This window comes from Erwinia rhapontici (assembly GCF_012271765.1).
GTDB classification, from domain to species: Bacteria; Pseudomonadota; Gammaproteobacteria; order Enterobacterales; family Enterobacteriaceae; genus Erwinia; species Erwinia rhapontici.
Window position 1 is genome coordinate 224,096 of record NZ_VRKO01000016.1, and the last position, 24,577, is coordinate 248,672.

General features: G+C 53.8%; 22 protein-coding genes and 1 riboswitch. Of the genes, 9 read left to right on the plus strand and 13 right to left on the minus strand.

Features of this window, described 5'->3' with window-relative positions; genetic code table 11:
* Positions 1–50: 50 nt before the first annotated feature.
* Positions 51–1,187, minus strand: coding sequence for an alpha/beta hydrolase (locus FVB43_RS17955; RefSeq protein WP_133843018.1), 1,137 nt, complete (start codon positions 1,185–1,187; stop codon positions 51–53).
* Positions 1,188–1,386: 199 nt separating this feature from the next.
* Here FVB43_RS17955 and FVB43_RS17960 point away from each other — a divergent pair, with 199 nt between their 5' ends.
* Positions 1,387–2,271 carry a LysR family transcriptional regulator gene (locus tag FVB43_RS17960; protein WP_133843020.1) on the plus strand — a complete coding sequence of 295 codons (885 nt, stop codon included), beginning with the start codon at positions 1,387–1,389 and terminating at the stop codon, positions 2,269–2,271.
* Between the two features lie 107 nt (positions 2,272–2,378).
* Here FVB43_RS17960 and FVB43_RS17965 read toward each other — a convergent pair whose 3' ends face one another.
* The gene (locus tag FVB43_RS17965) at positions 2,379–2,642 is read right to left on the minus strand and encodes a DUF2798 domain-containing protein (RefSeq protein ID WP_167864428.1); all 264 of its coding nucleotides are present in this window, start codon (positions 2,640–2,642) and stop codon (positions 2,379–2,381) included.
* Positions 2,643–2,770: 128 nt separating this feature from the next.
* Here FVB43_RS17965 and FVB43_RS17970 point away from each other — a divergent pair, with 128 nt between their 5' ends.
* Positions 2,771–3,673 (plus strand): LysR family transcriptional regulator, encoded by a 903-nt coding sequence (locus FVB43_RS17970; RefSeq protein WP_167864429.1) that lies wholly within the window; start codon positions 2,771–2,773, stop codon positions 3,671–3,673.
* On the opposite strand, the gene FVB43_RS17975 is transcribed toward FVB43_RS17970, so the two are convergent.
* The 8 genes from FVB43_RS17975 to FVB43_RS18010 form a co-directional block, all read right to left on the minus strand.
* Positions 3,670–4,755 (minus strand): mechanosensitive ion channel family protein, encoded by a 1,086-nt coding sequence (locus FVB43_RS17975; protein WP_167864430.1) that lies wholly within the window; start codon positions 4,753–4,755, stop codon positions 3,670–3,672. The genes FVB43_RS17970 and FVB43_RS17975 overlap by 4 nt on opposite strands.
* A gap of 239 nt (positions 4,756–4,994) precedes the next feature.
* The gene (locus FVB43_RS17980) at positions 4,995–5,315 is read right to left on the minus strand and encodes an addiction module antidote protein (protein ID WP_238337045.1); all 321 of its coding nucleotides are present in this window, start codon (positions 5,313–5,315) and stop codon (positions 4,995–4,997) included.
* A gap of 185 nt (positions 5,316–5,500) precedes the next feature.
* On the minus strand, positions 5,501–6,622 hold the full coding sequence (locus FVB43_RS17985; RefSeq protein WP_422718033.1) for an ABC transporter substrate-binding protein: 1,122 nt from the start codon (positions 6,620–6,622) through the stop codon (positions 5,501–5,503).
* A gap of 117 nt (positions 6,623–6,739) precedes the next feature.
* The gene (locus FVB43_RS17990) at positions 6,740–7,954 is read right to left on the minus strand and encodes an FAD-dependent oxidoreductase (protein WP_167864431.1); all 1,215 of its coding nucleotides are present in this window, start codon (positions 7,952–7,954) and stop codon (positions 6,740–6,742) included.
* A 192-nt stretch (positions 7,955–8,146) separates the two neighbouring features.
* Complete coding sequence (locus FVB43_RS17995; RefSeq protein ID WP_167864432.1) at positions 8,147–9,082, minus strand: ABC transporter substrate-binding protein; 936 nt, start codon at positions 9,080–9,082, stop codon at positions 8,147–8,149.
* 34 nt (positions 9,083–9,116) lie between these two features.
* Positions 9,117–9,866: an ABC transporter permease gene (locus FVB43_RS18000; RefSeq protein ID WP_159337026.1), complete on the minus strand. Its 750-nt coding sequence runs from the start codon at positions 9,864–9,866 to the stop codon at positions 9,117–9,119.
* Positions 9,863–10,591 carry an ABC transporter ATP-binding protein gene (locus tag FVB43_RS18005; protein ID WP_167864433.1) on the minus strand — a complete coding sequence of 243 codons (729 nt, stop codon included), beginning with the start codon at positions 10,589–10,591 and terminating at the stop codon, positions 9,863–9,865. The genes FVB43_RS18000 and FVB43_RS18005 overlap by 4 nt, the downstream gene beginning before the upstream one ends.
* Positions 10,588–11,277 (minus strand): TenA family protein, encoded by a 690-nt coding sequence (locus FVB43_RS18010; RefSeq protein ID WP_133843472.1) that lies wholly within the window; start codon positions 11,275–11,277, stop codon positions 10,588–10,590. Before FVB43_RS18010 ends, FVB43_RS18005 begins: the two co-directional genes overlap by 4 nt.
* A gap of 66 nt (positions 11,278–11,343) precedes the next feature.
* Positions 11,344–11,448: riboswitch (TPP riboswitch) on the minus strand.
* Positions 11,449–11,584: 136 nt separating this feature from the next.
* Here FVB43_RS18010 and FVB43_RS18015 point away from each other — a divergent pair.
* Complete coding sequence (locus FVB43_RS18015; RefSeq protein WP_167864434.1) at positions 11,585–12,610, plus strand: LLM class flavin-dependent oxidoreductase; 1,026 nt, start codon at positions 11,585–11,587, stop codon at positions 12,608–12,610.
* Positions 12,611–12,690: 80 nt separating this feature from the next.
* Here the strand turns inward: FVB43_RS18015 and FVB43_RS18020 are convergent, their stop codons facing one another.
* Both FVB43_RS18020 and FVB43_RS18025 read right to left on the minus strand, forming a co-directional pair.
* Complete coding sequence (locus FVB43_RS18020) at positions 12,691–14,622, minus strand: methyl-accepting chemotaxis protein (protein WP_167864435.1); 1,932 nt, start codon at positions 14,620–14,622, stop codon at positions 12,691–12,693.
* Between the two features lie 355 nt (positions 14,623–14,977).
* A complete protein-coding gene (locus tag FVB43_RS18025; RefSeq protein WP_133843041.1) occupies positions 14,978–15,931 on the minus strand; it encodes a LacI family DNA-binding transcriptional regulator in 954 nt (317 codons plus the stop codon).
* Positions 15,932–16,224: 293 nt separating this feature from the next.
* Between FVB43_RS18025 and FVB43_RS18030 the strand changes: the two genes are divergently transcribed.
* From FVB43_RS18030 to FVB43_RS18050, 5 genes are all read left to right on the plus strand, one after another.
* Positions 16,225–16,539: a PTS sugar transporter subunit IIB gene (locus FVB43_RS18030; RefSeq protein ID WP_159337024.1), complete on the plus strand. Its 315-nt coding sequence runs from the start codon at positions 16,225–16,227 to the stop codon at positions 16,537–16,539.
* 11 nt (positions 16,540–16,550) lie between these two features.
* Positions 16,551–17,879 carry a PTS sugar transporter subunit IIC gene (locus FVB43_RS18035; RefSeq protein WP_167864436.1) on the plus strand — a complete coding sequence of 443 codons (1,329 nt, stop codon included), beginning with the start codon at positions 16,551–16,553 and terminating at the stop codon, positions 17,877–17,879.
* Between the two features lie 20 nt (positions 17,880–17,899).
* Entirely contained in the window at positions 17,900–19,300 is a 1,401-nt protein-coding gene (locus FVB43_RS18040; RefSeq protein WP_167864437.1) for a glycoside hydrolase family 1 protein, read from the plus strand.
* Positions 19,293–19,595 carry a PTS lactose/cellobiose transporter subunit IIA gene (locus FVB43_RS18045; RefSeq protein ID WP_133843474.1) on the plus strand — a complete coding sequence of 101 codons (303 nt, stop codon included), beginning with the start codon at positions 19,293–19,295 and terminating at the stop codon, positions 19,593–19,595. The genes FVB43_RS18040 and FVB43_RS18045 overlap by 8 nt, the downstream gene beginning before the upstream one ends.
* 213 nt (positions 19,596–19,808) lie before the next feature.
* Positions 19,809–21,236, plus strand: coding sequence for a carbohydrate porin (locus FVB43_RS18050; protein ID WP_167864438.1), 1,428 nt, complete (start codon positions 19,809–19,811; stop codon positions 21,234–21,236).
* A gap of 666 nt (positions 21,237–21,902) precedes the next feature.
* On the opposite strand, the gene FVB43_RS18055 is transcribed toward FVB43_RS18050, so the two are convergent.
* Entirely contained in the window at positions 21,903–23,030 is a 1,128-nt protein-coding gene (locus FVB43_RS18055) for an ABC transporter ATP-binding protein (protein WP_133843051.1), read from the minus strand.
* A gap of 326 nt (positions 23,031–23,356) precedes the next feature.
* On the opposite strand from FVB43_RS18055, the gene FVB43_RS18060 reads away from it, so the two are divergent.
* Positions 23,357–24,577: an extracellular solute-binding protein gene (locus FVB43_RS18060; RefSeq protein ID WP_167864439.1), complete on the plus strand. Its 1,221-nt coding sequence runs from the start codon at positions 23,357–23,359 to the stop codon at positions 24,575–24,577.

Sequence of the window (24,577 nt, forward strand, 5' to 3'; positions counted from 1 at the left end):
GGCCACCTTCACGATGTGGGTGGCCTTTGACGGGTTGAGGAGGACGGTTTTTATTTCAAGCTGGTTTTGAAGAACTGTTCAAAACGGACAAACGGTATCTTACCGGCGACATTGTCGTATAAATCCACATGGTTGGCCCCAGGGACAATCACCAGTTCTTTCTTGTTACTGCCAACGGCTTTATAGGCATCCTCTGCAAAATAGCGCGAGTGTGCATTTTCACCTGTCACGATCAACGTTGGGATCGTGATTTCCTTTGCATAGCTCAGCAGCGGCATATTCATAAAGGATAAGGGCGTTGTCGCCGTCCATGCGCCAGTGGAGTTCACGGAACGCTCATGGAAACCGCGCGGCATCCGGTAATAATCGAAAAATTCTTTGAGTATCGGGTTTGGATTTGCGGGTAACGCTTCCGGCAGAATACGCGCTGAAGTGCTTACGCTACCGTTCTTATCCACATAAATATCATGACCGGCGTGTGCGATAGTGCCGTTTTCCGCATCCTTCCAGCGCTGCTCATTAAGATACTGCAAAACGGCGCGGCGATCGGCAGTTGAATAACGGTCTTTGCCCTCGCCAACGCCATGCCCCATCGCCCGGCTCATATCGTACATCACGCTGGTGGCAACCGCTTTAACGCGTGTATCCATGGCTGCCGCGTTCAACGCCATTCCCCCCCAGCCACAGATGCCGAGTAAACCGATGCGGTTGCGATCCACCTCTTTTTGTAACCCAAGGAAATCAACTGCGGCACTAAAGTCCTCGGTGTTGATATCCGGAGAGGCGACATTACGCGGATAGCCACCGCTTTCGCCGGTATAAGAGGGGTCGAATGCCAGTGTCACAAATCCCTGTTCTGCCAGCGTCTGCGCATACAGGCCGCTGGATTGTTCCTTCACCGCGCCAAAGGGACCACTCACGGCAATCGCAGCCAGTTTGCGTTCCCCTCGATTTTTGGGCAGGTAAAGATCCGCGACTAACGTGAGCCCATACCGGTTCTGGAATGACACTTTGCGATGATCAACTTCACTGCTGAGAGCGAAAGTTTTATCCCATTTTTCTTCCATTGAAACGGGGGCATTCGGATGGGCTGTGTCAGCATAACTCATCGTTGTTGTTCCTGATATTGATGCGCATAGCAGTAGGGCTGGCATTGCGGCGGTCAGTTTACGGGTGAAAACGCGCATTAAAAACTCCCCTGAAAACATGAGACAGGTACAGGTTTCATACGGACAACGCTGCGGTGTGTGATATCAATGTGCTGATTATAATGGGCATAAATAGTGCTGATTAGCCGGGCTAAAATGCTAAGATTAATATCATTTTGTTATGAATTCAGAGGCGGTCGTGGCGGCACCTTTGGCCAGATACGCTGAGGACACACTGATGGCGAAACGGGAAAACTATAATGATCTCTACTTGTTTATGCTGGTCGTGCGAGAGGGGAGTTTTACCGCCGCAGCGCGTCGGCTTGGGCTGGCACAATCAGGGATCAGTCGCGCTGTGCGCGAACTTGAAGAGAGGTTAGGGATACAGCTTCTGGTTCGAACCACGCGCAAATTATCATTGACGCAGGCAGGGGAACGGCTCTATCAGACCGTAGAATCCGGGTTTGATGCTTTAGATACGGGCCTTGCAACACTGGCATATTATCGGAGTATCCCCTCGGGTACGGTACGCATCAATGCCAGCCAGCATGCTATTGATAAAGTGCTGTTACCGAAGCTGGCCGTCTTTAAACAACGCTATCCGGATATCGAACTTGAGCTGATCAGTGAAAGCCGGTTTGTCGATATTATTGCTGAGAGATTCGATGCCGGTGTCCGTCTCGGGCCGGAGGTGGGCAGTGGCATGGTGGCGGTACGTATTACCCCGGATATGGAGATGGTCGTGGTGGGCACGCCCGAGCATTTTCGTCGCTATGGTTTTCCACAAACCCCGGCTGATTTAGTGATGCATCCCTGCATTGCCTACCAGTTTGCCGACGGCAGTCTGTACCAATGGGAGCTTAATCAGGACGATAAAAAGATCACGCACCGGCCACAGGGACAATGGGCCTTTTCTGACAGCTATATGGAAGCAAAGGCAGCCAGGCTGGGGCTGGGACTGGCGTATGTCCCTGAGGAACTGGTGGCTGAGGATTTGGAGCAAGGGACGCTTATCAGAACCTTACGGCCTTACAGCCAGCGGATGGAAGGTTCGTTCCTTTATTATCCTCATCGCAATGTGTCACCTGCGCTCAGAGTGGTCATTGATACATTGAAAATCTGATGTGTCGCTAACCCGTCCCCTGTATGAGGACGGTAGCGCTGAGTCACCCGGAGATGCGTCGTGTCCGGGCCTTAATCTGGCAGGAGGATATGGGCACAGGGAAGGGCTCAGTGACCGTGAACCGTTAACCCGACCAGTCGGATAACAATCGGACGCACAACGAGTATGCAGACAAAGGCCGCAGGCATGGCAACCTTGTACGCATTCATCACACTTTCCATGTAATGTGGCCCCATGCCAAATTCCGCGAGAGTGATGACCAGGCTCATCATAAATGCCATGATGGTCGCCATATAAAGCGCAAAGATGTAGGGTGAAGTGTGCTTTGGAAGGCGCACGCGTGGGGTATTTTTAGCAACAGCATTCGTCATTACGTTATCCTGTTTTATCAAGGGGGGCGAAACGGCCACTAACCTAACAAGCTAACCAGGACGGCGGTAGAGCCGTTATGCTTTAATCATTATTAAGTAAAAGTGACGAATGAGGCATTGGGAACACTATGGATCTGTTGGGGCTGATGAGTAATTTTATCCGCGTGGTGGAGAACGGCAGTATCGCCGCGGCGGCGCGTGCTAAAGGAATGAGCCCGGCGGCGGTGAGCCAGAGCCTTTCCCGGCTTGAGGCTCATCTGGGCGTGCGTCTGCTATCACGCACCACCCGCAGCATGACCTTAACCGAAAGTGGTCAACGTTACTTTGAGAAAGTACGTCACATTCCCCATGATATCGACCTCGCCTCGCAGGCTGCTGCCATTGAAACCAAACCGCAGGGCCCACTTTGCATCGCCACAACGGCTGCATTTGGTCGGTACGTCATCGCTCCACTGATGCCTGCGTTCAAAGCGTCTTACCCTGATATTGATATCGAACTGATCAGTACCGATCGTAACGTCGATCATCGTCTGGAAGGCGTCGACGTCAGTATTCGCATTGAGGCGCAGCTCAACGATCAGCTGATTGCCAGAAAAATCGCCTCATTACCCTTTATATTCTGCGCCGCCCCCGCTTATCTGGCGCGTGCGGGCACTCCCCGGACTCCCGAAGAGCTTAGCCAGCACGCCTGCCTGGTTTTTCGTTATCCCACCGATGGACGTTTTCTCCCCTGGCAATTTATCGTCGATGGTCAACCTGTTAACGCGAAACTTAATCCAGAATTTATCAGCGATGATATTGATATCATTGCAAAAATAGCAGAAAGCGGCGGAGGGGTTGCCCGTCTGGCAAGCTTTATTGCCCAGCCGTTAATCGACAAGGGGCGACTCACCCCTTTATTCTGCTCAGGCCTCAGCGGTGAGAGCGACATCGCGTCTTCACCGATGAATATTTATGCCTGCGTCAACGAACGTTCGGCGCTGAATTCAAAGGTAAGAGCATTTATTGCGTTTTTAGAAGAGGCGATTTAAGACAAAACTTCGGACGATCGCACAGCAGAATCGGTCAGTGTGGCCCTCACGTGAGGAAGGCTTTGCGGATAATTCTGCTGAATAAACTCAATCATCTTTTCCCGCACGTGGCAGCGTAAATCAAAGGCCGTGGGGGAATTCTGTGCCGTCATTAATAATCGGATCGTCATGGTTTTGTCAGTCGTATCGGTGACCTGGAGCACCTGAGTCTGTTGATCCCAGAGCTTTGTTTCACTGAGGACTTTTTCAAAATATTTACGCAGAGGATCTAATGGCATGGAATAATCAAGGTAAAGAAAAACAGAGCCTAATATTTGTGCGTTATTACGCGTCCAGTTCTGGAAGGCGTTTTCGGTAAAGTAGGTAATGGGCAGAACCAGTCGGCGCAGGTCCCAGATACGCACAACCACATAAGTCAGGTTGATCTCCTCAATCCATCCCCATTCATTTTCAACCACCACGGCATCATCAATTTTTATCGGTTGCGTGAAGGCGATCTGAATGCCAGCAAACAGGTTAACCAGCGACTTCTGCAGGGCAAAACCAATGATGATCCCCGCCACCCCGGCACCGGCCAGGATTGTGGTGCCGAATTTTCGAACCCCAGGAATACTCAGTAACACCAGGGAAAGACAGAATAGCACCAGTAAGACGATAGCGACCTTTTTGACATACATTATCTGCGTGCGAATTTTACGGGCGCGAAGATTATTTGAAAGGTTAATGTCATAGCGTATAAAAAGCATATCCTGCGCGACATTAGTCAAGCGGATTAAAATAGAGCAAAATGATAATATAATAAATATATTAATGACTGTACTTATAAAAGAAAGTGAGTTCGGATTAACATTAATATAATTAACCCCTACATTGATTAACAGTAAGGGGATGAAAAGAAACATTGATCCACGAAGATGCTTTTCAAGTGATTTGAAGAGCTTTCTGTCACGACTCTGCCAGTATCGGATGAATCTTAAAAGTATAAATCGGGCCAGGAAACCCACTGCAAATGAGAGCGTGACGAGCAATACAGCAGGCACCCATGATGGAGCACCAGATAACTCACCGAATATCATTGGCATTCTTTTTCCCTTATCTTCCGCCAACAACCCATTGGTTGTCAGGTCAGTAATAAAACTCAGTAACCGCTCTCTTCTCAGTGATCTGCGGATGAAATGGTGAATACATGAGTGTATGAAAAATTGAGTGTCCTGACTGTCTTAACACAAAAAAACGTTGAAAAGAAAACGATTTTTGTGGGGCATCAGCGTGATCCAGCTCACCCCCGCATTCAGCAGTATGTCCGCCCAGGATGGCCTGCTTAACTTGCCTGACCCGCCGCTTTGGCAAACAGACGCACATCTGCTGCGCGGGTGATCGCCGTGAGTGTTTTGATGGTCGGGTTCCCTTTTTCGGAAAGCGTACGGTAAAGTTGCTCACGGGACAGACCGGACTTAGCCGCAATTTCACCGATGCCGCCACGGGCATTGACCACGTGGCGCAGGGCGGTCAGAAAAGCACCGACGCCACCGTCTTCATAAATATCTTCCAGTGCTGTTTGCAGGTAAACCTGCGCGAATCCGGGATCCTCACGCAGCATGTCGATAACGGCGGTATCATGTTCAATTGCTTTACTGTGCATATCTTTACCTCGTCAATGGTGATATTTCATCCTTGATAATTCTGACTGTAGTTTAAATACAACAGACAGGCAAGTGACTACCTCGCAAGAAAAGCTGTACACGAATAAGTACAAATAATTGTTTTTTTTGAAATAAAAAAATCGCGCTGAATTTCAGCGCGATTGACGAGTTCAATGCAGGCAGTTTACTGCGGATGATATTCGATATTGATCGGGTCATCCGGCAGCTTAGTAAAGGTGCGGATAATGTAGTGATAGTCAGCGGTCGGATTCGTCTGGCTGAACTGCTGCGGGTAGAAGTCCTTCGCCAGCATCTCAATGCCGATAATGTTGTACGGATGGTTATAGAAGTGGTGATACACCGCCGCCACTTTGCCTGCTTTTACCGCCGGAATATCTTTCACCCCGGTACGATTGCGCAGGTTGTCAAAGCTGGCCTTAATCTCGCTCACCTCGGTGTTGTAACCCAGCGGGATCACCGGGCTGGTTTTACCCCCGCGCTTCGAGCCACTCATCACGTAGTAATCCGGGTTCAGGTTGATGACCTTTTCCACCGCGATGGTGCCGCTGGTGCCGGGCAACAGATCGGAACCGATATTTTTCGCACCGGTAGCTTCTATCAGCGCGCCCCAGCCGTTATGGCCGTGGGTGAAGCAGCATTCACCGCCGCCGCCTATCCCGGCAATCGGCTCAACAAATACGCTCGGTTTGGGCGACACATCTTTGACCGCGGCCTGAATGGCGTTGAGTTTCTGGGTATAAAAATCGGTGTAGGCGCGGGCATTGTCTTCCTTATTCAATACCTTGCCCAGCAGGGTAATGCTGGCCGCGGTATTCTGTACCGGGTGCAGCTCATCATCAACAAACAGCACCGGGATATTCAGCGCACTCAGTTGAGTCAGTACCCCGGTCTGTTTCAGCGCCGGTTTGGCGCGCAGCTGGGCAATCATCAGGTCTGGTTTTTTGGCGATCACCGTTTCAAGGTTGACCTCACCCTGGTCAGAAAAGCCCATATCGAGGATTTTTTCCGCGTCCGGCCAGCGTTTTTTTAGCAGGTTCCAGCTACCGGTATCCTGCTTTTTCATCAGGTTATTCCAGGAGACGACGCGCTGGAAAGGGTTGTCACGGTCAAGTAAGGCGAGGCTGAGGATTTCACGTCCGTCCTGGAGGATCACCCGCTGCGGTTCATGGTTGATGACCACTTTTTGCCCGTCCATATCGGTGACGGTCAGCGGGTAAGTGGTGGCGAATGCCAGTGAAGGCAGCGTCGCCAACAGCAGAGCGGGTAAGGTTTTCAGCGTTGTCATGGTACAAATTTCCCGGCCAGTTAATAAACGATAATTGTTATCATTATTATTGGCCGTAGAGTAAACATAAGTTAAACAGAATGTAAACGGCGAACCCGAAAATCGTGACGGGATTTGTCAGGATGGCGTTTTAAAGCGGCGCGGCTTCTCACGACGAAAACCCAGCCCGATGATCCAGCCGAAAACATAAGGCAGGAAAGGAAAGCGCTTTATGATACGCGGCAGCGGGCTGGATTCGCCCTCTTTGCGTTTTTTTCCGCTCATTTTGATCTGGATAAATTGCGTGGCGCAGGTCGGGAAATGGCGGCGTTTTTGCACTTTTTGCAGAAGGCGCAGGCTGACTTTCCCCTGGCGTAACGCGGGCGTCAAAATGTTGGCGCAGGCAACGGCATCCTGGATCGCGAGGTTGACGCCAACGCCGCCGATAGGCGACATCGCATGGGCGGCATCCCCGATGCACAGCACGCCGGGCTTCATCCACGCATCCAGTCTGTCGATGCGGATATCGAGTAGCCTGACCTGCTGCCAGTCGGTCATCTCTGCCAGCCTGGCGGCCGGAAAGGGCGCCACGGCGGCAACCTGCTGTTTAAACGCCTCGATTCCTGCGGCCTTCATTGGCCCGAACTCACCTTTGGTAATGGAGTAGCCGCACTGCCAGAAACTGCCGCGATCGAGCATGATAAAGTTTTGTTTGGGGCCTTTGTGGCCCATATTCCATTCCGGGTCCTCATCGCGTTTATCCAGCGGGAACCACAGCACATCGCGCGGCGATCCAAACGAGCGACCGGTCAGCCCGGCCTGCTGCCGGACCTGCGAATGCCGTCCGTCACAGCCGATCACCAGCTGTGCGTGGATGTCGCAGGTGCCGCTGCTGTTGCTGGCACGCACGCCGCATACGCTGCCATTGTCATACAGTAACTCGCTGAATGCGGTGGACTGGCACAGGGTAAACGCGGGCAGGGCAGAGGCTTTCGCCGCCAGGAAATTGAGGAAGTCCCACTGTGGCATAAACGCAATAAAGCGGCATTTCACCGGCAGGCGGGAAAAATCGGCCAGCGTGACCTCTTCACCCCCTACTTCTGCCTGTAAACGCGGGGCACGCTGATGAGGCAGGCTGAGTAACTCCTCCAGCAGGCCCAGGTGATGCATGATTTGCAGCGTGGAGGGATGAATCGTGTCACCCCGGAAGTCGCGCAAAAAATCGCCGTGTTTTTCGATCACGGTCACCTGCACGCCTGCGCGCGCCAGCAGATAACCCAGCATCAGTCCGGCCGGGCCGCCGCCTACGATACAGCAGTCAGTGGTGATGCGTTCAGGGGACGTTGCGTTCATGTTGGCTCCGGGTAGGTAATCGCTGGTTTATGGTAATGGTTATCATTATCTTTGGCGAGCGGTGATTTGCGCAGATTGGCTGGAACTGGCGACCCGGAACTGAAGGTCCATCATGACAGATTAATGCCTGCGAAGGGTTCGACCTTTTACCGGTCGAACCCTGTTGAGGGGGTGCGTCAGGGTTTTAGTCGATTAGCGCAACTCAACTGCATACTGCGCAACGGGCGTGATCTTCTTAATCAGCTTATTCTTCAACAAAAACTGTTCGTAAGCGTCATACCGTTTCACGTCCAGTGCCGCCGGGTCTCTGGCAAACAGCGGCAGGGTTTTCTGCCACGCCACATGGTTCAGCTCGGTATTCAGCTCCGGGTGCGCTTTGGCGAACACCTGCCAGCTCTCTTCCGGGTGGGCCTGTAAATAGTCGTTGCCTTTCTTCAGCGCCGCGAGGAATTTTTTCACCTTCGGTTCATTGACGCTATCGCGATTCGCCACAATCACCAGCTCGTCATAGGCCGGAACGCCGTAATCCTCAACGTTAAATACCACCGGATCTTTGCCCTGTAGCTTCAGCTCTTGCGCTTCAATATTGCGGTAACCTCCAATCACCGCATCCACCTGCCCGGCCAGCAGGGCGCTGGTCAGCTGGAAGTTAACGTTGACCAGCTTAATCTCCTTCATGCTGGCGCGCTCCTGCTTCAGCATGGTGGTCAGCGTTGCCTGTTCAATACCGCTCACGGAATAACCCACCGTTTTCCCTTTCAGTTTTGCCGGTGAGGTGATGCTTTTATCGAGCGTCATCACCGTGTTCAGCGGGGTATTGATCAGCGTGCCCACGCGCACCAGCGGCAGGCCTTCATCGGCGAAAAAGTGCAGCTGCGGCTGATAAGTAATGGCGAGATCCGCCTGTTTCGCTGCGACCAGGCGCGGTGGCAGGGAAGGATCGGACGGGGGGACAATCTTCACGTCCAGCCCTTCCGCCTTAAATGCCCCGATCTGATCGGCAACCATAATCGGTGCGTGGTCCGGGTTGATATACCAGTCGAGCACCAGCGTCAGTTTCTCGTTGGCCATGACGCAGGTGGAGCAGGCACCGCTTAACAGCAGGGCAGCGCAGGTTTTCATCATCATTCTGTGTTCCTTTCAGATTTAAGGGGAATCAACATTATTCGGGTGCCCAGTTGATCAGGCGATGGAGCAGGGCATCGACCGCCATCCAGAGTAAGACGGTCATCAGCACCAGGATAAACAACGCGGCAAAGCACTGATCGGTTTGCATGCGCGCATTGGCATTCAGCATTACGTAACCCAGCCCTTCGGCCGAACCCACCCATTCGCCGATAATTGCGCCAATCGGTGCCACGGCAGCCGCCATGCGCAGGCCGGAGCCAAAAGCAGGCAGCGCCGCCATCAGCCGGACATGGCGCAGCTGCGCCCAGCGTGAGGCACCCAGGGTGCGGGCAAGGTCCAGATAGTCCTGATTAACCCGCCTCAGCCCGTCAAAGAAAGCAGAGGTCACCGGGAAGAAGATCACCAGCACCGCCATCGCCACTTTGGCGCTGATGCCAAAGCCAAACCACAGCACCAGCAGTGGCGCGAGGGCAAACACCGGAATGGCCTGGCTGGTCAGCACCACGGGCATCAGCCAGCGTTGCAGGCGGGGGGAGAAGATCATGCCGATCGCCAGCAGCGACCCCAGCAGTACGCCCAGCACCAGCCCGATCAGGACTTCTGAGGCCGTAACCAGGCTGTGATACGCGAGGAAAGCGCGGCCATCCCACAGCGCGCGGGCAACAGCGGCGGGCGACGGCAGCAAAAAGGCGGGAATATCACTCAGTGTGGCCAGCCACCACAGCAGCAGCAGCCCGGTAAAAATCATGACGCCACGTGCGCTGGTGGCGATTTTTCCGCTCATTCTGCGGCCCTCAGCAACTGCTGCAACAGTTCGGCCTGGCTTTTCAGCACGTCAGCATCATCCGGCGCACGGGGCGGCTGGCCACCAATGGTGTGAGTGTCGTCGATCCCGGCAGGATAACCAGACAACACCAGCAGGTGGTGACTCAGACGGCAGGCTTCCATCGGGTCATGGGTAATCAGCAATACGGTGTGGTCGGCCAGCAGTTCAGCGGCCAGCGTCTGGATTTTGGCCCGCGTCAGCGTATCCAGCGCGGAGAACGGCTCATCCATCAGGACAACGGGGCGTCTTTCATACAGCGTACGGGCAATCGCCGCCCGCTGGCGCATGCCGCCGGAGAGCGCCGCAGGACGGTCGTTGCCGTGTCCGTGCAGTCCGACGCGTTCCAGCAGATGGGCAGCCCAGGCGGCATCCACGTTTTCGCCGCGCAGACGCGCACCCAGTGTGATGTTGTCGCTGATCGACAGCCAGGGATAAAGCAGATCTTTCTGCCCCATATAAGCAATACGCCCGGGCAACGGCAGGCCATCGCTACCGCAGACGGTGCCGGAGGTGGGCTTCGCCAGCCCGGCGATAATCTTCAGCAGGCTGGTCTTGCCGCTGCCGCTGGCCCCCAGCAGGGCAACAAATCGCCCCGGCGGGAGGGTAAAACTGAGACGGTCGAAAATCTGACGCGGGCCGAAGCACAGCGTCAGATCGCGCACCTCGATGCCGGGTGGGTTCATGTCCGGTGCACCGCATTCAGTCCCATCTGCCAGAATGCCGACTCGAGGCGCGTGGCGGTGGTGAAAATCTCAGACAGAGCGGCGAAGCGGCTTTCGGCCCCGCGCTGCTCGCCGACCGTTTCCAGTAAACCGAGGGCGGCACGAACGCCGTTCAGATAGTCTGCATCACCATAGTTGCGGATCCAGGAGGCATAAGGGCTGCCTTGTAAAACCGTCTCCGGGGCGTTCAGCAGGCGCAGGCCAATCTCGGCGTAGCCCGCCACACAGGGCAGCAGCGCCACCAGCAGATCCAGCGCATCACCCGAGTGACCGATATCCAGCACGTAGCGGGTGTAGTTCATGGTTTCCGCCGCTTCCGGTTCGCGCATCATCTGCGCTTCGCTCAGTCCCCAACTTTCGCAGTAGCCAACGTGCAGCGGCAGCTCAGCCACAATGGCGTTCAGCGAAGCCGTCGCCGCGCGCATTTCCGGCAGCGTGCGCAGTTTGCTGACCAGCAGCGCCCAGGCACGGGCAAAGTGAATCAGAAAAAGATAGTCCTGCGTCAGATAACGACGAAAGGCGCTCTCGGGCAGCGTGCCGCGTGAGAGTTGGTGAATAAACGGGTGCGCCACATAGTCCTGCCAGTCGTTACCGGCCTGCTGGCGTAAACGTCCGTACAGACCTTGGCTGAAATCAACAGGCTGAATAGTTTTAGACACTGAATCCCCTCATTTAAGTGGAGATCCGGGCACGCGGAGGTGTGAACAGGGCAGAGGTAACTGCCAACCCGTCCCTTCGCTGGCATGACCCAGATCAGGTTCAAAGGGTTCGGCTTGTTACGCCATCTCAGCCCATACAGGACACCCCTCGGAGGGCTCTTTTATACGGGATTTCATTTTTCATTACAATCCACCCGTCAGACTTCGAGCCGCAGATGCGTTGGCTGCACCTCGAATTATTTTGGGTATATACTGCTAATCAATCGTCATTTGTTTCACCCCACAGGATACCCCCATGAAAAGTATTGGATTTCTGTCGTTCGGCCACTGGACCCCTTCGCCGCAGTCCGGCACCCGTTCGGCGGCCGATGCGCTGTTGCAGTCGATTGATCTCGCGGTCGCCGCTGAAGAACTCGGTGCGGACGGTGCTTATTTTCGCGTGCATCACTTTGCCCGCCAGTTAAGCTCGCCGTTCCCGCTGCTGGCCGCCATCGGCGCGAAAACACGCCGTATTGAGATCGGCACCGGGGTGATCGATATGCGTTACGAGAATCCGATGTATATGGCAGAAGATGCTGGCTCTGCCGACCTGATCTCCGGTGGGCGTTTGCAGCTGGGCATCAGCCGGGGTTCTCCTGAGCAGGTGATCGACGGTTGGCGCTATTTTGGCTATCAGCCTGCGGAAGGGGAAAACGAGTCGGATATGGCGCGTCATCACACCGAAGTGCTGCTGGATGTGCTGCGTGGCGAAGGCTTTGCCAAACCAAACCCGCAGCCGATGTTCCCGAACCCGCCAGGGATGCTGCGCGTGGAGCCGTTCTCGGAAGGGCTGCGTGACCGTATCTGGTGGGGGGCCGGTTCCAATGCTACCGCCGTCTGGGCGGCGAAACTGGGGATGAACCTGCAAAGCTCAACGCTGAAAGATGATGAAACCGGTGAGCCTTTCCATATCCAGCAGGCGCAACAGATCCGCGCCTACCGGGAAGCGTGGAAAGCCGCCGGACATACGCGCACCCCGCGTGTTTCGGTGAGCCGCAGTATCTTTGCGCTGGTGAATGATATGGACCGTGCGTACTTTGGCAACAGCGGCAAAGAAGGGGACAAAGTGGGTTACCTCGATGAGAAAACCCGCGCCATCTTTGGCCGCAGCTACGCCGCAGAACCGGACCAGTTGATTAAACAACTGGCGCAGGATGAAGCCATCGCCGAAGCCGATACCCTGCTGTTAACCGTGCCGAACCAGTTGGGTGTGGACTACTGCGCGCACACTATTGAAGCAATCCTCAAGCATGTGGCGCCCGGCCTTGGCTGGCGCGAGTAGCACATGCTGTCAGGCTCTCCCGGTATCCGGGGGAGCCTGACAACGATGATCTTATTCACACTCGCCGGGGCGTAGTCGGTTTAAAACGAGGTCCACTCTTCCTCAAGGGCTTTAGACGTTTGTGCGCGGAGGGGAAGGGGGTTATGGCTTGAGGATCCGACAACAAACTCGCCTTCATGCACCCGGCTGGTGTTGATCTTAAAGATAGCGACCATCTCACTCAGTTTCTTTGCCTGCTGCTCCAGCGAAATAGCGGCGGCAGACGATTCCTGAACCAGGGTCGCATTTTGCTGCGTGGTCGAGTCCATCTCGGTCACGGCTTTCCCTATCTGTTCAATGCCCTGACGCTGTTCGTGAGAGGCACTAGAGATTTCATCGATAATCTGGCTGACATGGCTCACGGAGTTGACGATATCTCCCATGCTGTCACCGGCTTTATTCACCAGTTCAGTCCCTGTCCCAATACGTGCTACCGACTCGTTGATCAGCGACTCTATCTCTTTCGCCGCATCTGCGCTGCGCTGCGCCAGCGTTCTGACTTCACCGGCAACAACGGCAAAACCGCGCCCCTGTTCACCGGCCCTGGCGGCTTCGACAGCGGCATTCAATGCCAGAATATTGGTCTGGAAAGCAATACCGTTGATCACGCTAATGATTTCAGTGATTTTCTTTGAGCTACCTGCGATGCCATTCATGGTGCTGACCACCTCACTGACGATCTGACCCCCTTTACGGGCATCGGCGCTGGCGCTGGCAGCAAGCTTGCTGGCTTGCAAGGCATTATCGGCGTTAAGGCGTACCGTCGAGGTGAGCTCCTCCATACTGGAGGCGGTTTCCACCACGGCGGCGGACTGTTGTTCCGTTCTGGACGCTAAATCCGTATTCCCTGCGGCAATCTGTGATGAGGCACTGGCTAAGTGACTGACGCTTTCACGTATGCCCGAGATCATGTCGCATAAACGGGTATTCATCGCGCCCATTGTTTGGGTTAGCTCACCCAATTCATCTTTGGAGGAGGCGGTGATCTGAGCCGTCAGATCGCCACTGGAAATGCGCTGTGCCAGGGCAAGATTTTCACTCACAGGTCGTGTGATTTTACGCGTGATCGCCCAAGCGGTGACCAGCCCGGTAAACACCGCCAGTAATGAAAGGAGGGTGATAATGGTGATCGTGCGAGAAATTACTTGGGTGTTATATTCCGTCTGCATTTCAATTAATGTGGCTGCAGTGGTGTTCAGTTCGTTAGCACCCTGGGCCATGTTGTCGGCAGATAGTTGCGTTTTCTCGATGGCAGATAAATACGTTTCTGCACTCGCTTTCAAAGCCTCGTAGCGCATCCATACCGGGGTCAATACGTTTTTTGTCGCCTCTGGCCATTGTGCCAGGCTGTCATTATACAGCGATTCAGTGCGGCGATATAATGCGTCAAAGTCCGATATGGTTTCAGGAGTATGCTTTGCGATCAGTGTGTTGCCAGCCTCACTGAGCAGGGAAAACGCGAAGAGTAAATCAAAAATTTTATCGAGAGAGTCACTATCAGATGCGGTATTTTTTAAGTCATCTTGCAGGTTGGGGAGAAAGCGATTATCACTTTGTTGCAGCAGGTTTTTAGCGAGTTGATTACTGTGGCGGCTTTTATCGTAATAGTCAGTTCGTAACTCACTGTAGCGTTCAATATTGGCGCTGAGCTGTTCAAACTGCTTTTGAGCTTCTCCGCGCCAGGTGAACTGACTGGCATCCTTAATCAGCGTTTGCATCGATTTAATGGCATCGCCGTTCGCTTTCATTTTCTCATCATCACCCGTATGCATGTAAATCAAACGGTTTTGCCGGGCGGCATCCAGCTGGTTGCCAATATCATTGGTCAGCGTTGTTTTTATTGAGTTATGTTCTATCGTTTTTAACGCGTAAATACCGTAACCTGATATGCCGATAATAATGCAGATTAAAAGAATAAATCCTGAAAAAAGTTTCTTACCTATTGAAAAGTCGTTAAATTTTAAAATAATCATATTAAGTCCTTTATTAAACATAATTAGTGTTATTGAAATAATTCTGCTTCCGGAGGTAAAACACGTGCCTGCAGGATTTTATCGGCAGTGAGAGCGGTTTCATTAAAAATGACTTTTATTGGGCAGTGATGGGATTTAGTGTGTTGATTTTAAAGTTTTTTTAATGTTAATAAGGGGGCTGATTATAAGATTGATGCGCGTTATTTCTGATGAAATAACGCGTTTTCTGATGTTTTGCTGGCAGACAGGGTACTTTTGTCAGTGGAATTAACTTTATGTAAATGGAGTTTTACATTTTTTTACATTTATATTGCAAGGTATCAGCGTTCTTTCTCGCAAACAGGCTGTTTATTTCTTAGCGTTTCCGGCTATCAGGAATAATCAAATCCCCGCGTAGCACGCATGCACCCAGCATGTCGCGGGTTTTCTCTGTCAGCCAGCTGACGATACGTGCTGCCATCGCATCCATGGAGTATTCAATCGAAGGAATGGACGGAATGCCCGGCAGATCCAGCGAACCGGCAAGGCTGAAGATCATAATGTCACCCGGTACGGTTTTATTAAACGCCTGCAGCTGGCCGATCACCCGCTGTGCTTCCTGCTCGTCAGCCACCAGCAGGGCGTTGAAATTAACGGTAGTGGCGTTATTCAGCAGCACCTGTACCGCAACGGACGAGGTGGTGGAATCCATAAACACCAGATTGCGGTTAAACGGCAAAAAGTTGTTTTCCAGCGCCAGCTTATAGCCCAGCAGCACCTGATCGGTATGACCGCTGGCCTCCGGATGGATCAGGGCAATCTGACGGCGGCCCTGGCTGATCAGATAATTACAGGCGGTCTCTGCGGCAAACGCATGGTCAAACTGGATGCTGTTTGGCGTGTCGGCAGCGACACAGTCAATCAGGATGACGTTGTCATCCGTAATATTCAGCGGGAAACGTGCGCCGATAATCAATACATCATCACAGAGGCCGCAGGAGAGTTCATCCAGCGCATTCATCACGCCCGTTTTGCTGTTGGCGAAACGCAGCAGCAGATGCTTTTGATGCTGGCTGAGGTGTTTTTCCAGTGCATAGAGATAACCGGTGGTCTGGTTAATATTCTCCTGTGCGCAGATCACGCCAATGCAGCCCGTCGACTGCGACAGTAGTGACTGCGCGATAACATTTGGCCGGTAGCTGAGTTCTTCGGCTGCTTTCAGCACCGCAAGGCGACTGGCTTCTTTCACTCCGCGCGATCCGCTCAACACCCGTGATACTGTGGCTTTAGACACCCCAGCTAAACGCGATACATCGTTGATTGTTGACATTTTTCTCCCCTGACACCCGGTAACAGCCTGCAAAAAATACCGCAAGAATGGCGCAAAATATCGCCACTGCCAGTATAGCGGCTTTGCATTTTCATGGAAACCGATTTTCCATATCACCTCAAAACTGTCCATATAGACCGCATTTTTGTGATGGGAATCCAGGAAAAAACCCTTTAACACCTGCGTTTATGATGAGTATCACATTTTTGTTTTCCTTAAATGGAAAACGGTTTCCGTATGGTGTCCAATCGTTTCCACATTTACGTTCTATTACATTTCGAGGATAACGGATTATGGTGAGGATTATGCTGTGCTGCTCTGCCGGGATGTCCACCAGTATGCTGGTGAGAAAAATGGTGGAGGCCGCCAATGAAAGAGAGCTGGAGGTGGACATTGAGGCGTATGGCGTCGCAGAGTTCGATACCCAGTTTCCCCGTTATCAGGTGGTGCTGCTGGGGCCACAGGTTAAATATATGCTGAAAACACTGTCAGAAAAGGCTGCCACGCAGGGTATTCCGGTTCAACCCATCGATCCGATGGATTACGGCATGCAGCGCGGTGACAAGGTGCTGGACTTCGCGCTGTCGTTGATTAACGCAGCAAACTAAAGGGTGTTCATATGAGTTCGCTATATCAGTCAATGATTGCCGTTATCGAGCAATCCATCACCCCGCTGGCGGGGCGTCTGGGTCAGCAAAAATACGTTATCGCCATCCGTGATGGCTTCACTGCCGCGCTGCCGTTTATGATCATCGGCTCGTTTATGCTGGTGTTTATCTTCCCGCCCTTTTCGGCGGATACCACCAACAGCTTTGCGCGTGGCTGGCTGGATTTTTCACTGTCCTACCGTGAACAGCTGATGCTGCCGTTTAACCTGAGCATGGGGGTGATGACCTTCTTCATCTCTGTCGGGATTGGTGCCAGCCTTGGGCGGCAGTTTAATCTTGACCCGGTGATGTCCGGTCTGCTGGCGTTTATGGCATTTCTGCTGGTGGCGGCCCCTTATGCGGATGGTCATATCTCCACGCAGTATCTCTCCGGGCAGGGTATTTTCACCGCGTTGATCACCGCGATCTACTCGACGCGCGTCTATGCCTGGCTGAAGCAGAACAACATTACCATTCGCCTGCCAAAAGAAGTACCCACCGGGGTGGCGCGCTCCTTTGAAATCCTGATCCCGGTGGTGGTGGTGATGGGCACGCTGCATCCGCTGAATCTGTTTATTGAAGCGCAAACCGGCATGATTATGCCGCAGGCGATTATGCACCTGCTGGAGCCGCTGGTGTCGGCATCGGATTCACTGCCTGCGATCCTGCTGTCGGTGCTGCTGTGCCAGATTTTCTGGTTCGCCGGTATCCACGGTGCCCTGATTGTGACCGGGATTATGAACCCGTTCTGGATGGCGAACCTGTCGGCCAACCAGGCTGCGCTGGCCGCCGGAGCGGCGTTACCGCATATCTATTTACAGGGCTTCTGGGATCACTACCTGCTGATCGGCGGTGTGGGTTCAACACTGCCTCTGGCTTTCCTGCTGTTGCGCAGCCGCGTGACTCATCTGCGTACCATCGGCAAAATGGGCGTGGTGCCCAGCTTCTTCAATATCAATGAACCTATCCTGTTCGGTGCACCGATCATTATGAATCCGATGCTGTTCATCCCGTTTATCTGCGTGCCGATGATCAACGCCTGCCTGGCGTATGGCGCGACCAAACTGGGCTGGCTGGCGCAGGTGGTGTCGCTGACGCCGTGGACCACTCCCGCGCCAATCGGGGCTTCCTGGGCAGCTAACTGGGCGTTCAGTCCGGTAGTGATGTGTCTGATTTGTATGGTGATGTCGGCCCTGATGTACCTGCCATTCCTGCGCGCCTATGAGCGCTCGTTAATGAAAACCGAAGAGCAGAAAGCCCAGGCCAGCGCACCGTTAAGCGGCACCGTCAGCAGCAACTGAACATCATGGAGAACACAACGATGAAATATCAATTTCCCAAAGACTTCTGGTGGGGCAGCGCCAGCTCTGCGCTGCAAACCGAAGGGGAAAGCCAGCCCGCTCGTGGGGAAACCACCTGGGATGCCTGGTACCGCCAACAGCCAACGCGTTTTCACCAGCAGGTGGGGCCGCAGGATACCTCGACCTTTTACCAGCACTGGCGTGACGATATTGCCCTGCTGAAGCAGCTCAACCACAACAGTTTCCGTACCTCATTGAGCTGGTCCCGTCTGATACCGGACGGCACGGGAGAGGTTAACCTGGAAGCGGTGGCGTTCTATAACAACGTGATTGATGAACTGCTGGCGCAGGGGATCCAGCCATTTATCACCCTGTTCCATTTTGATATGCCGATGGCGATGCAGCAGCAGGGTGGCTGGGAAAGCCGGGACGTGGTGGCGGCTTTCAGTCGCTATGCGAACCTCTGCTTTGAGTTGTTCGGTGACCGCGTGCTGCACTGGTTCACCTTCAACGAGCCGATTGTCCCGGTGGAAGGGGGATATCTTTACGACTTCCATTACCCGAACGTAGTGGACTTTAAGCGGGCAGCGACCGCTGCATACCACACGGTGCTGGCCCATGCGCAGGCAGTGCGTGCATTTCGTGCCGGGCAGTACCCGGGGGAAATTGGCATTGTGCTGAATCTGACGCCGTCCTATCCGCGTTCGCAGAACCCGGCGGATGTGAAAGCGGCCCACCATGCCGACCTGCTGTTTAACCGCAGCTTCCTTGACCCGGTGTTGCGCGGCGAGTATCCGGCCGATCTGATGGTCCTGCTGCAAAGCTACGATCAGCTTCCGGCTTGCCAGCCGGGGGACCGGGCGTTAATCGCTGACGGTAAGATCGACCTGTTGGGGATTAACTATTACCAGCCGCGCCGCGTCAAGTGCCGGGACAGCGCCGTGAATCTGCAATCGCCATTTATGCCAGAGTGGTTATTTGATAATTACGAGATGCCCGGTCGTAAAATGAATCCGTATCGCGGCTGGGAAATCTATGAGCCGGGTATTTACGATATTCTGACTAATTTACGTGTGAATTATGGTAACCCGCGCTGCTTTATTTCCGAGAACGGCATGGGCGTGGAAAATGAACAACGATTTGTTGATGACGGCCAGATTAATGACCACTACCGCATTGAATTTGTATCTGAGCATCTGAAGTGGCTGCATAAAGGCATCAGTGAAGGGAGTCATTGCCTCGGTTACCACATGTGGACCTTTATTGATAACTGGTCATGGTGCAACGGTTATAAAAATCGCTACGGCTTCGTACAGCTCGATTTAGCCACGCAGCAGCGCACGGTGAAAAAAAGCGGAGAGTGGTTTGCCCGCACCGCCGCCCGTCATGGATTTAATGAAGAAGGGGATAATGATGATTGATTTAGAAGAGGCAGTGATGGAGATCATCGTCAACGCCGGACAGTCGCGCAGCCTGTGCTTTGAAGCCCTGCATGCCGCGCGTGGTGGGGATATTACCCGGGCGAAAGCCCTGTTGCAGGAAGCGGATGGCTTTTCGCGGCAGGCCCATCAGATGCAAACCAAACTGATCGAGCAGGATGCCGGAGAAGCCCGGCAGCCGATGACCTTGATTATGGTGCATGCGCAGGATCATCTGATGACCTCCTTACTGGCCCGTGAATTATCCGAAGAAATTATCCATCTCTATCAGCGATAGAATCAAACATTCAGTGAGGAAATTAATTACCAGAATATATTAATCCGTCTTTACCTCTGTGTATTATCAATAAACTGCTGGTTATGGTAGTGGGGTTGGTATTATTTAAATCATAACAAGACAGTTATTATCCAAAATAACATCGCTCACGCACACGTCTTTGCGCGGCATTGTGACGCGCAAAGACCACGGCTGGGTAATATTGAGATAATTATGAAAATATTTAAAAAATTGCCCTTGACGCTGGCGGTCATGGCAGCCCTTTGTTCTGGATCCGTCGTTGCACAAGAATTTACTCAGGCACAAATCGACGCCATCGTGGCGCGAGCCGTGGATAAAGCGTTAGCCGAACGTCAGGTCAAAATAGACACTGCCGTCGATAAAGCCCTGGCAGAACGTCAGGCCAAAGCCGACAGTGCCATGGCTAAAAAAGCGGATGTGATCACTGAGCCACAAACCACGGCGCAGTCGCCTGACAAGGCAATTCCGTTTGGCGTGCAGTTCACGGGCTACGCTCGCTACGGTGCACAGTTCCAGGGGGGTGACCAGAAGTTTGTCGGCGTCGACGGTTCCTATAATGGTTCTTCTGCGATAGGCCGTCTGGGCAATGAAGGCAATGGCGGTGAGTTCCAGCTTTCCAAAGCCTTTAAAGGCGATAACGGCGCAATCTGGGACGTTAACGTGATGATCGATCACTGGGGCGATGAGGTTAACCTCAAAAAAGCCTATGCGGGCGTCACGAATCTGTTCGAGTCGAACCCCAATGCGTATCTGTGGGCCGGACGCGATTTCCACCAGCGTCCACAGCAGGGGATTAACGACTACTTCTGGATGAACCATGATGGGCAGGGTGCGGGGGTGAAAAACTTCGAACTCGGCGGCGTGAAGTTTGATGTGGCGACAGTAGCCGCTGTAGAGTCCTGTAATCCTGAAGTGATGGACGACGGTGGCAACCCGTCACGCATCAGCTGTACCGGTGGTTCGGGCACCGGCGACAAAGGTAACTATGCGGTCACCTCCAAAATCCACGGCATGAAGGTCGGCCCGCTGGATCTGGAGTTGTACGCCAACTACGGCTTTGATTCCAAGGCGGTGGAAAGTGAAGAGCGTCTGAAAGCCTGGCAGGGCGGTGTGGTCCTGAGCCACACAGGCGAAAACGGCGTGAACAAAGTGATCACCCGTTACTCCAACAACGCTGATAACAGCGTGTTTAATAAAACCGACGAGCTGACGGCGATCTATGCCAGCTTTGAAGGGAACTACAAGTTCACGCAGCAGGCGCAGGTGGAGTATCTGCTGGCCTTCCACGACTACGCGAATAAAGCGGATAACACGGATGATCGCCGTAACTACGGGGCAATCGTGCGCCCGATGTACTGGTGGAACGATGTGCACTCCACCTGGCTGGAAGCGGGTTATCAGCGTGTTGATTACGATCAGGGCGGCGATAACCACGGCTGGAAGCTGACGCTGTCGCAGAACGTCTCCATTGATATGGGGCCGGAGTTCCGTCCGATGCTGCGCTTCTACGTCACGGGGGGCGAAGTGGATAACAAGCGTACCGCACGTATCAACGGCAACGATGATAATACGCAGCTCGACTCCTTTAACGTCGGTGCGATGTGGGAAGCCTGGTTCTGATTGTCAGCGGATGAAACGGGAACAGAGGGGCGACCAGTGACGCTGGTCTGCACGATGGTCCAGGTTCAGGTCAACGTCAACGTCAAGGGCGTTTCGCTTTCCCGCTGCGCGGGCGAAGCGACCAAAGGGCGGCAGTCGCCCCGCCCTTTGGAATCCGGGCTTGCGGCAGGCGCATCGCCCGCTTTCAGCGGGTGCCATCGTCAGCTTCGTTCACCGACGGAGCGGTCGTGACGGCACATCCCTGTGCCGGCTCTCCCTCTCACCGCCGTCCTGGCGGTTCGTCCTGGTTCACTGTGCTTCCTCAGCGCTGCTGAATGCCGCCTCAACGTCAAAAGCCAGGTCAAAACCCAGATCCAAAACCCTGATTCAAATCAATCCGCAGAGACTGTCACGTGGTGGGGGTTGTAATACCCGCAGCGAGCAGACGTTCTGCGGGGATGGGGCCAGTTTGAGGTAAGCCGGACGTCACGCGGCAGGGACGCCGCGTGCCGAGGCCCGCATGGATGCGTCTTTTGCCGATCCGGCGTGCTCAAACTGGCCTCAGACCTGAAGCCGAATGATCAGCCATTCATTTTTGTGGGGATCTCTTAGGGGGCGGCCACTTGTATCTTAATAACGTAACGGGTTAGCTACCGTTACGCGAAGCGGGGTGACCCTCTTTTCCGGTCATCCCGTCATGGCTGCCTGGTCCTGCGGTAAGGGGATATCGGCGCTGATGCGCAGCCCGTCGCCATCAAACACCATACACTGGTGCGGATAGAACGCGGGGCGCAGCATCTGATAAGGGCGGAAATGCACATCACCCGGCAGCAGCATCTTAAAGCCGTCATAGCCGTAAATCTGCCCGAACAGATAGGTATTGTTACCCAGCCGCTCGACCACCTCACAGTGAAAATCCAGCTGTAACGGCGCATCGCTGTTGATGCGCAGATGCTCAGGACGGATACCCAGCGTCAGTTCCTCACCCGGCTGCAACAGGCGTGCAGGTGCAGGCAACGTCAGCGTGTTCGCCCCCTCATTCACAGTAACGATCAGCCCCTGAACGCTGCAGTGCTGCACGCGTGCAGGCAGGAAATTCATCTTGGGTGAACCGATAAAGCCCGCGACAAAGCGGTTCACCGGGTTGTAATACAGTTCCATGGGTGACCCCACCTGCTCCAGCTTGCCGTAGTTCATCACCACGATTTTATCCGCCAGCGTCATCGCCTCAATCTGGTCGTGGGTCACATACACCATGGTGGTTTTCAGCTCCTGGTGCAGTTTGGCGATATGCAGACGCATATCGACGCGCAGCTCGGCGTCCAGGTTTGACAACGGCTCATCAAACATAAAGACCTGCGGATTACGCACGATGGCCCGTCCAATCGCCACGCGCTGGCGCTGGCCGCCGGAAAGCTCTTTGGGTTTGCGTTCAAGCAGGTGGGAGAGTTGCAGGGTTTTCGACACCATCTCCACCTGATGGCGGATCTTCTCTTTCGCCACCCCGTTCACTTTCAGCCCGTAACCCATATTTTCGGCCACCGTCATATGCGGATAAAGCGCATAGGACTGAAACACCATCGCCACGCCGCGATGGGCGGGCGCCACATCGTTCATCAGCTCATCGCCAATCAGGATCTCGCCATCACTGACCTCTTCCAGCCCGGCAATCAACCGCAGAAGGGTGGACTTACCACAGCCAGAGGGACCGACGAAGACGGTGAACTCACCGTCTTCAATATCCAGATGAATATTATTGAGCGTTTCTGTTTTACCAAAACGCTTGGACACGTTTCTCAGTCTGATGCTGGACATGCGGAACCTCATCGAAAGGGGGATTTAAATAATAAATGTATTACGTATTACAATTTATGTTGTGACACGCTAACCCTTGTGGTGTCTGGCCTGACTATAAACCCCTGATGCAGAGCACCCTAGAGTCGATTTTGATTTCTGTAATATTGATCACATATTAGCGAGAACAGGGTGGAGGAGTGACGCTGTTCCGCGTAGCGTATGACATCACGCGCTGTGACACTCTCCCTTCTGCAAGTGACGTTATATGGGGCTTGCGATGTGTAGGTCAGAAATTCAGCGGATTGAAAAACAGTTAAATGTTATACGTTCACATGAGGTCAGCAATGAAAGTCAAAACCGGCATCACTCTGCTTCTGTCTGCTCTGGCTCTGGGGCAGGCTGCACACGCAGCGCAGCAACTTACCGTCTGGGAAGATATTAAAAAATCCGAAGGTATCAAAACGGCGATTGCTGATTTTCAGAAGCAATACAACGTTGAAGTCAAAGTGCAGGAAATGCCCTTTGCCCAGCAGATAGAGAAGCTGCGTCTTGATGGCCCGGCGGGGATTGGCCCGGACGTGCTGGTGATCCCTAATGACCAGCTGGGCAGCGCAGTGGTGCAGGGACTGCTGTCACCGCTGGCCCTCGATGCAACACAGCAGGCGGCCTATACCCCATCAGCGATGGCCGCGTTTATTCAGAATAAAGTGGTGTATGGCGTGCCAAAAGCCGTCGAAACCCTGGTGCTGATTTATAACAAAGACCTGCTGCCGCAGCCGTTGAAAACGCTGGATGAGTACCGCGCCTTCTCGCAGAAGCAGCGCGCAGCGAAGCAGTATGGCCTGCTGGCAAAATTTGACCAGATTTATTACAGCTGGGGGGCTATCGCCCCGATGGGCGGTTATATCTTTGGCCAGGACGGTAAGGGCGGGCTCAACACCCTGGACATCGGGCTGAACACACCGGGCAGCGTAGACGCGGTCAGCTATCTCAAGAGTTTCTTCACCCAGGGGCTGCTGCCCAGCGGCATCCTCGGTGACAACGGTCTGAACGCCATCGACTCCCTGTTTACCGAGAAAAAAGCGGCGGCGGTGATCAATGGTCCCTGGGCATTCCAGCCTTACCAGGCGGCAGGCATCAACTATGGCGTGGCGCCGTTGCCTGAGCTGCCTAACGGCAAACCCATGAGCTCCTTCCTCGGCGTAAAAGGCTATGTGGTGTCCACCTGGAGCAAAGATAAAACGCTGGCGCAGCAGTTTATCCAGTTTATTAACCAGCCGCAGTATGTGAAAGAGCGCTTCCAGAAAACGCAGGAAATTCCGCCGGTCGTCGCCCTGATGAATGACCCGCTGATTAAAAACGATGAAAAAGCCAATGCGGTGGCGGTGCAGGCGGCGCGTGCCGTTGCGATGCCGGGTGTGCCGGAGATGCAGGAAGTGTGGGGCCCGGCCAATGCGGCACTGGAGCTGAGCGTGACAGGCAAGCAGGAGCCAAAGGTCGCACTGGATAATGCGGTGAAGCAGATTGCCATGCAGATTGAAGCGATGCAGGCCAGCAACCAGTAA

Coding starts and splice junctions, on each gene's coding strand:
- FVB43_RS17955 (WP_133843018.1), bottom strand. CDS start 1,187: ATGCGCGTTTTCACCCGTAAACTGACCGCCGCAATGCCAGCCCTACTG.
- FVB43_RS17960 (WP_133843020.1), top strand. CDS start 1,387: ATGGCGAAACGGGAAAACTATAATGATCTCTACTTGTTTATGCTGGTC.
- FVB43_RS17965 (WP_167864428.1), bottom strand. CDS start 2,642: ATGACGAATGCTGTTGCTAAAAATACCCCACGCGTGCGCCTTCCAAAG.
- FVB43_RS17970 (WP_167864429.1), top strand. CDS start 2,771: ATGGATCTGTTGGGGCTGATGAGTAATTTTATCCGCGTGGTGGAGAAC.
- FVB43_RS17975 (WP_167864430.1), bottom strand. CDS start 4,755: ATGCCAATGATATTCGGTGAGTTATCTGGTGCTCCATCATGGGTGCCT.
- FVB43_RS17980 (WP_238337045.1), bottom strand. CDS start 5,315: ATGCACAGTAAAGCAATTGAACATGATACCGCCGTTATCGACATGCTG.
- FVB43_RS17985 (WP_422718033.1), bottom strand. CDS start 6,622: ATGACAACGCTGAAAACCTTACCCGCTCTGCTGTTGGCGACGCTGCCT.
- FVB43_RS17990 (WP_167864431.1), bottom strand. CDS start 7,954: ATGAACGCAACGTCCCCTGAACGCATCACCACTGACTGCTGTATCGTA.
- FVB43_RS17995 (WP_167864432.1), bottom strand. CDS start 9,082: ATGATGATGAAAACCTGCGCTGCCCTGCTGTTAAGCGGTGCCTGCTCC.
- FVB43_RS18000 (WP_159337026.1), bottom strand. CDS start 9,866: ATGAGCGGAAAAATCGCCACCAGCGCACGTGGCGTCATGATTTTTACC.
- FVB43_RS18005 (WP_167864433.1), bottom strand. CDS start 10,591: ATGAACCCACCCGGCATCGAGGTGCGCGATCTGACGCTGTGCTTCGGC.
- FVB43_RS18015 (WP_167864434.1), top strand. CDS start 11,585: ATGAAAAGTATTGGATTTCTGTCGTTCGGCCACTGGACCCCTTCGCCG.
- FVB43_RS18020 (WP_167864435.1), bottom strand. CDS start 14,622: ATGATTATTTTAAAATTTAACGACTTTTCAATAGGTAAGAAACTTTTT.
- FVB43_RS18025 (WP_133843041.1), bottom strand. CDS start 15,931: ATGTCAACAATCAACGATGTATCGCGTTTAGCTGGGGTGTCTAAAGCC.
- FVB43_RS18030 (WP_159337024.1), top strand. CDS start 16,225: ATGGTGAGGATTATGCTGTGCTGCTCTGCCGGGATGTCCACCAGTATG.
- FVB43_RS18035 (WP_167864436.1), top strand. CDS start 16,551: ATGAGTTCGCTATATCAGTCAATGATTGCCGTTATCGAGCAATCCATC.
- FVB43_RS18040 (WP_167864437.1), top strand. CDS start 17,900: ATGAAATATCAATTTCCCAAAGACTTCTGGTGGGGCAGCGCCAGCTCT.
- FVB43_RS18045 (WP_133843474.1), top strand. CDS start 19,293: ATGATTGATTTAGAAGAGGCAGTGATGGAGATCATCGTCAACGCCGGA.
- FVB43_RS18050 (WP_167864438.1), top strand. CDS start 19,809: ATGAAAATATTTAAAAAATTGCCCTTGACGCTGGCGGTCATGGCAGCC.
- FVB43_RS18055 (WP_133843051.1), bottom strand. CDS start 23,030: ATGTCCAGCATCAGACTGAGAAACGTGTCCAAGCGTTTTGGTAAAACA.
- FVB43_RS18060 (WP_167864439.1), top strand. CDS start 23,357: ATGAAAGTCAAAACCGGCATCACTCTGCTTCTGTCTGCTCTGGCTCTG.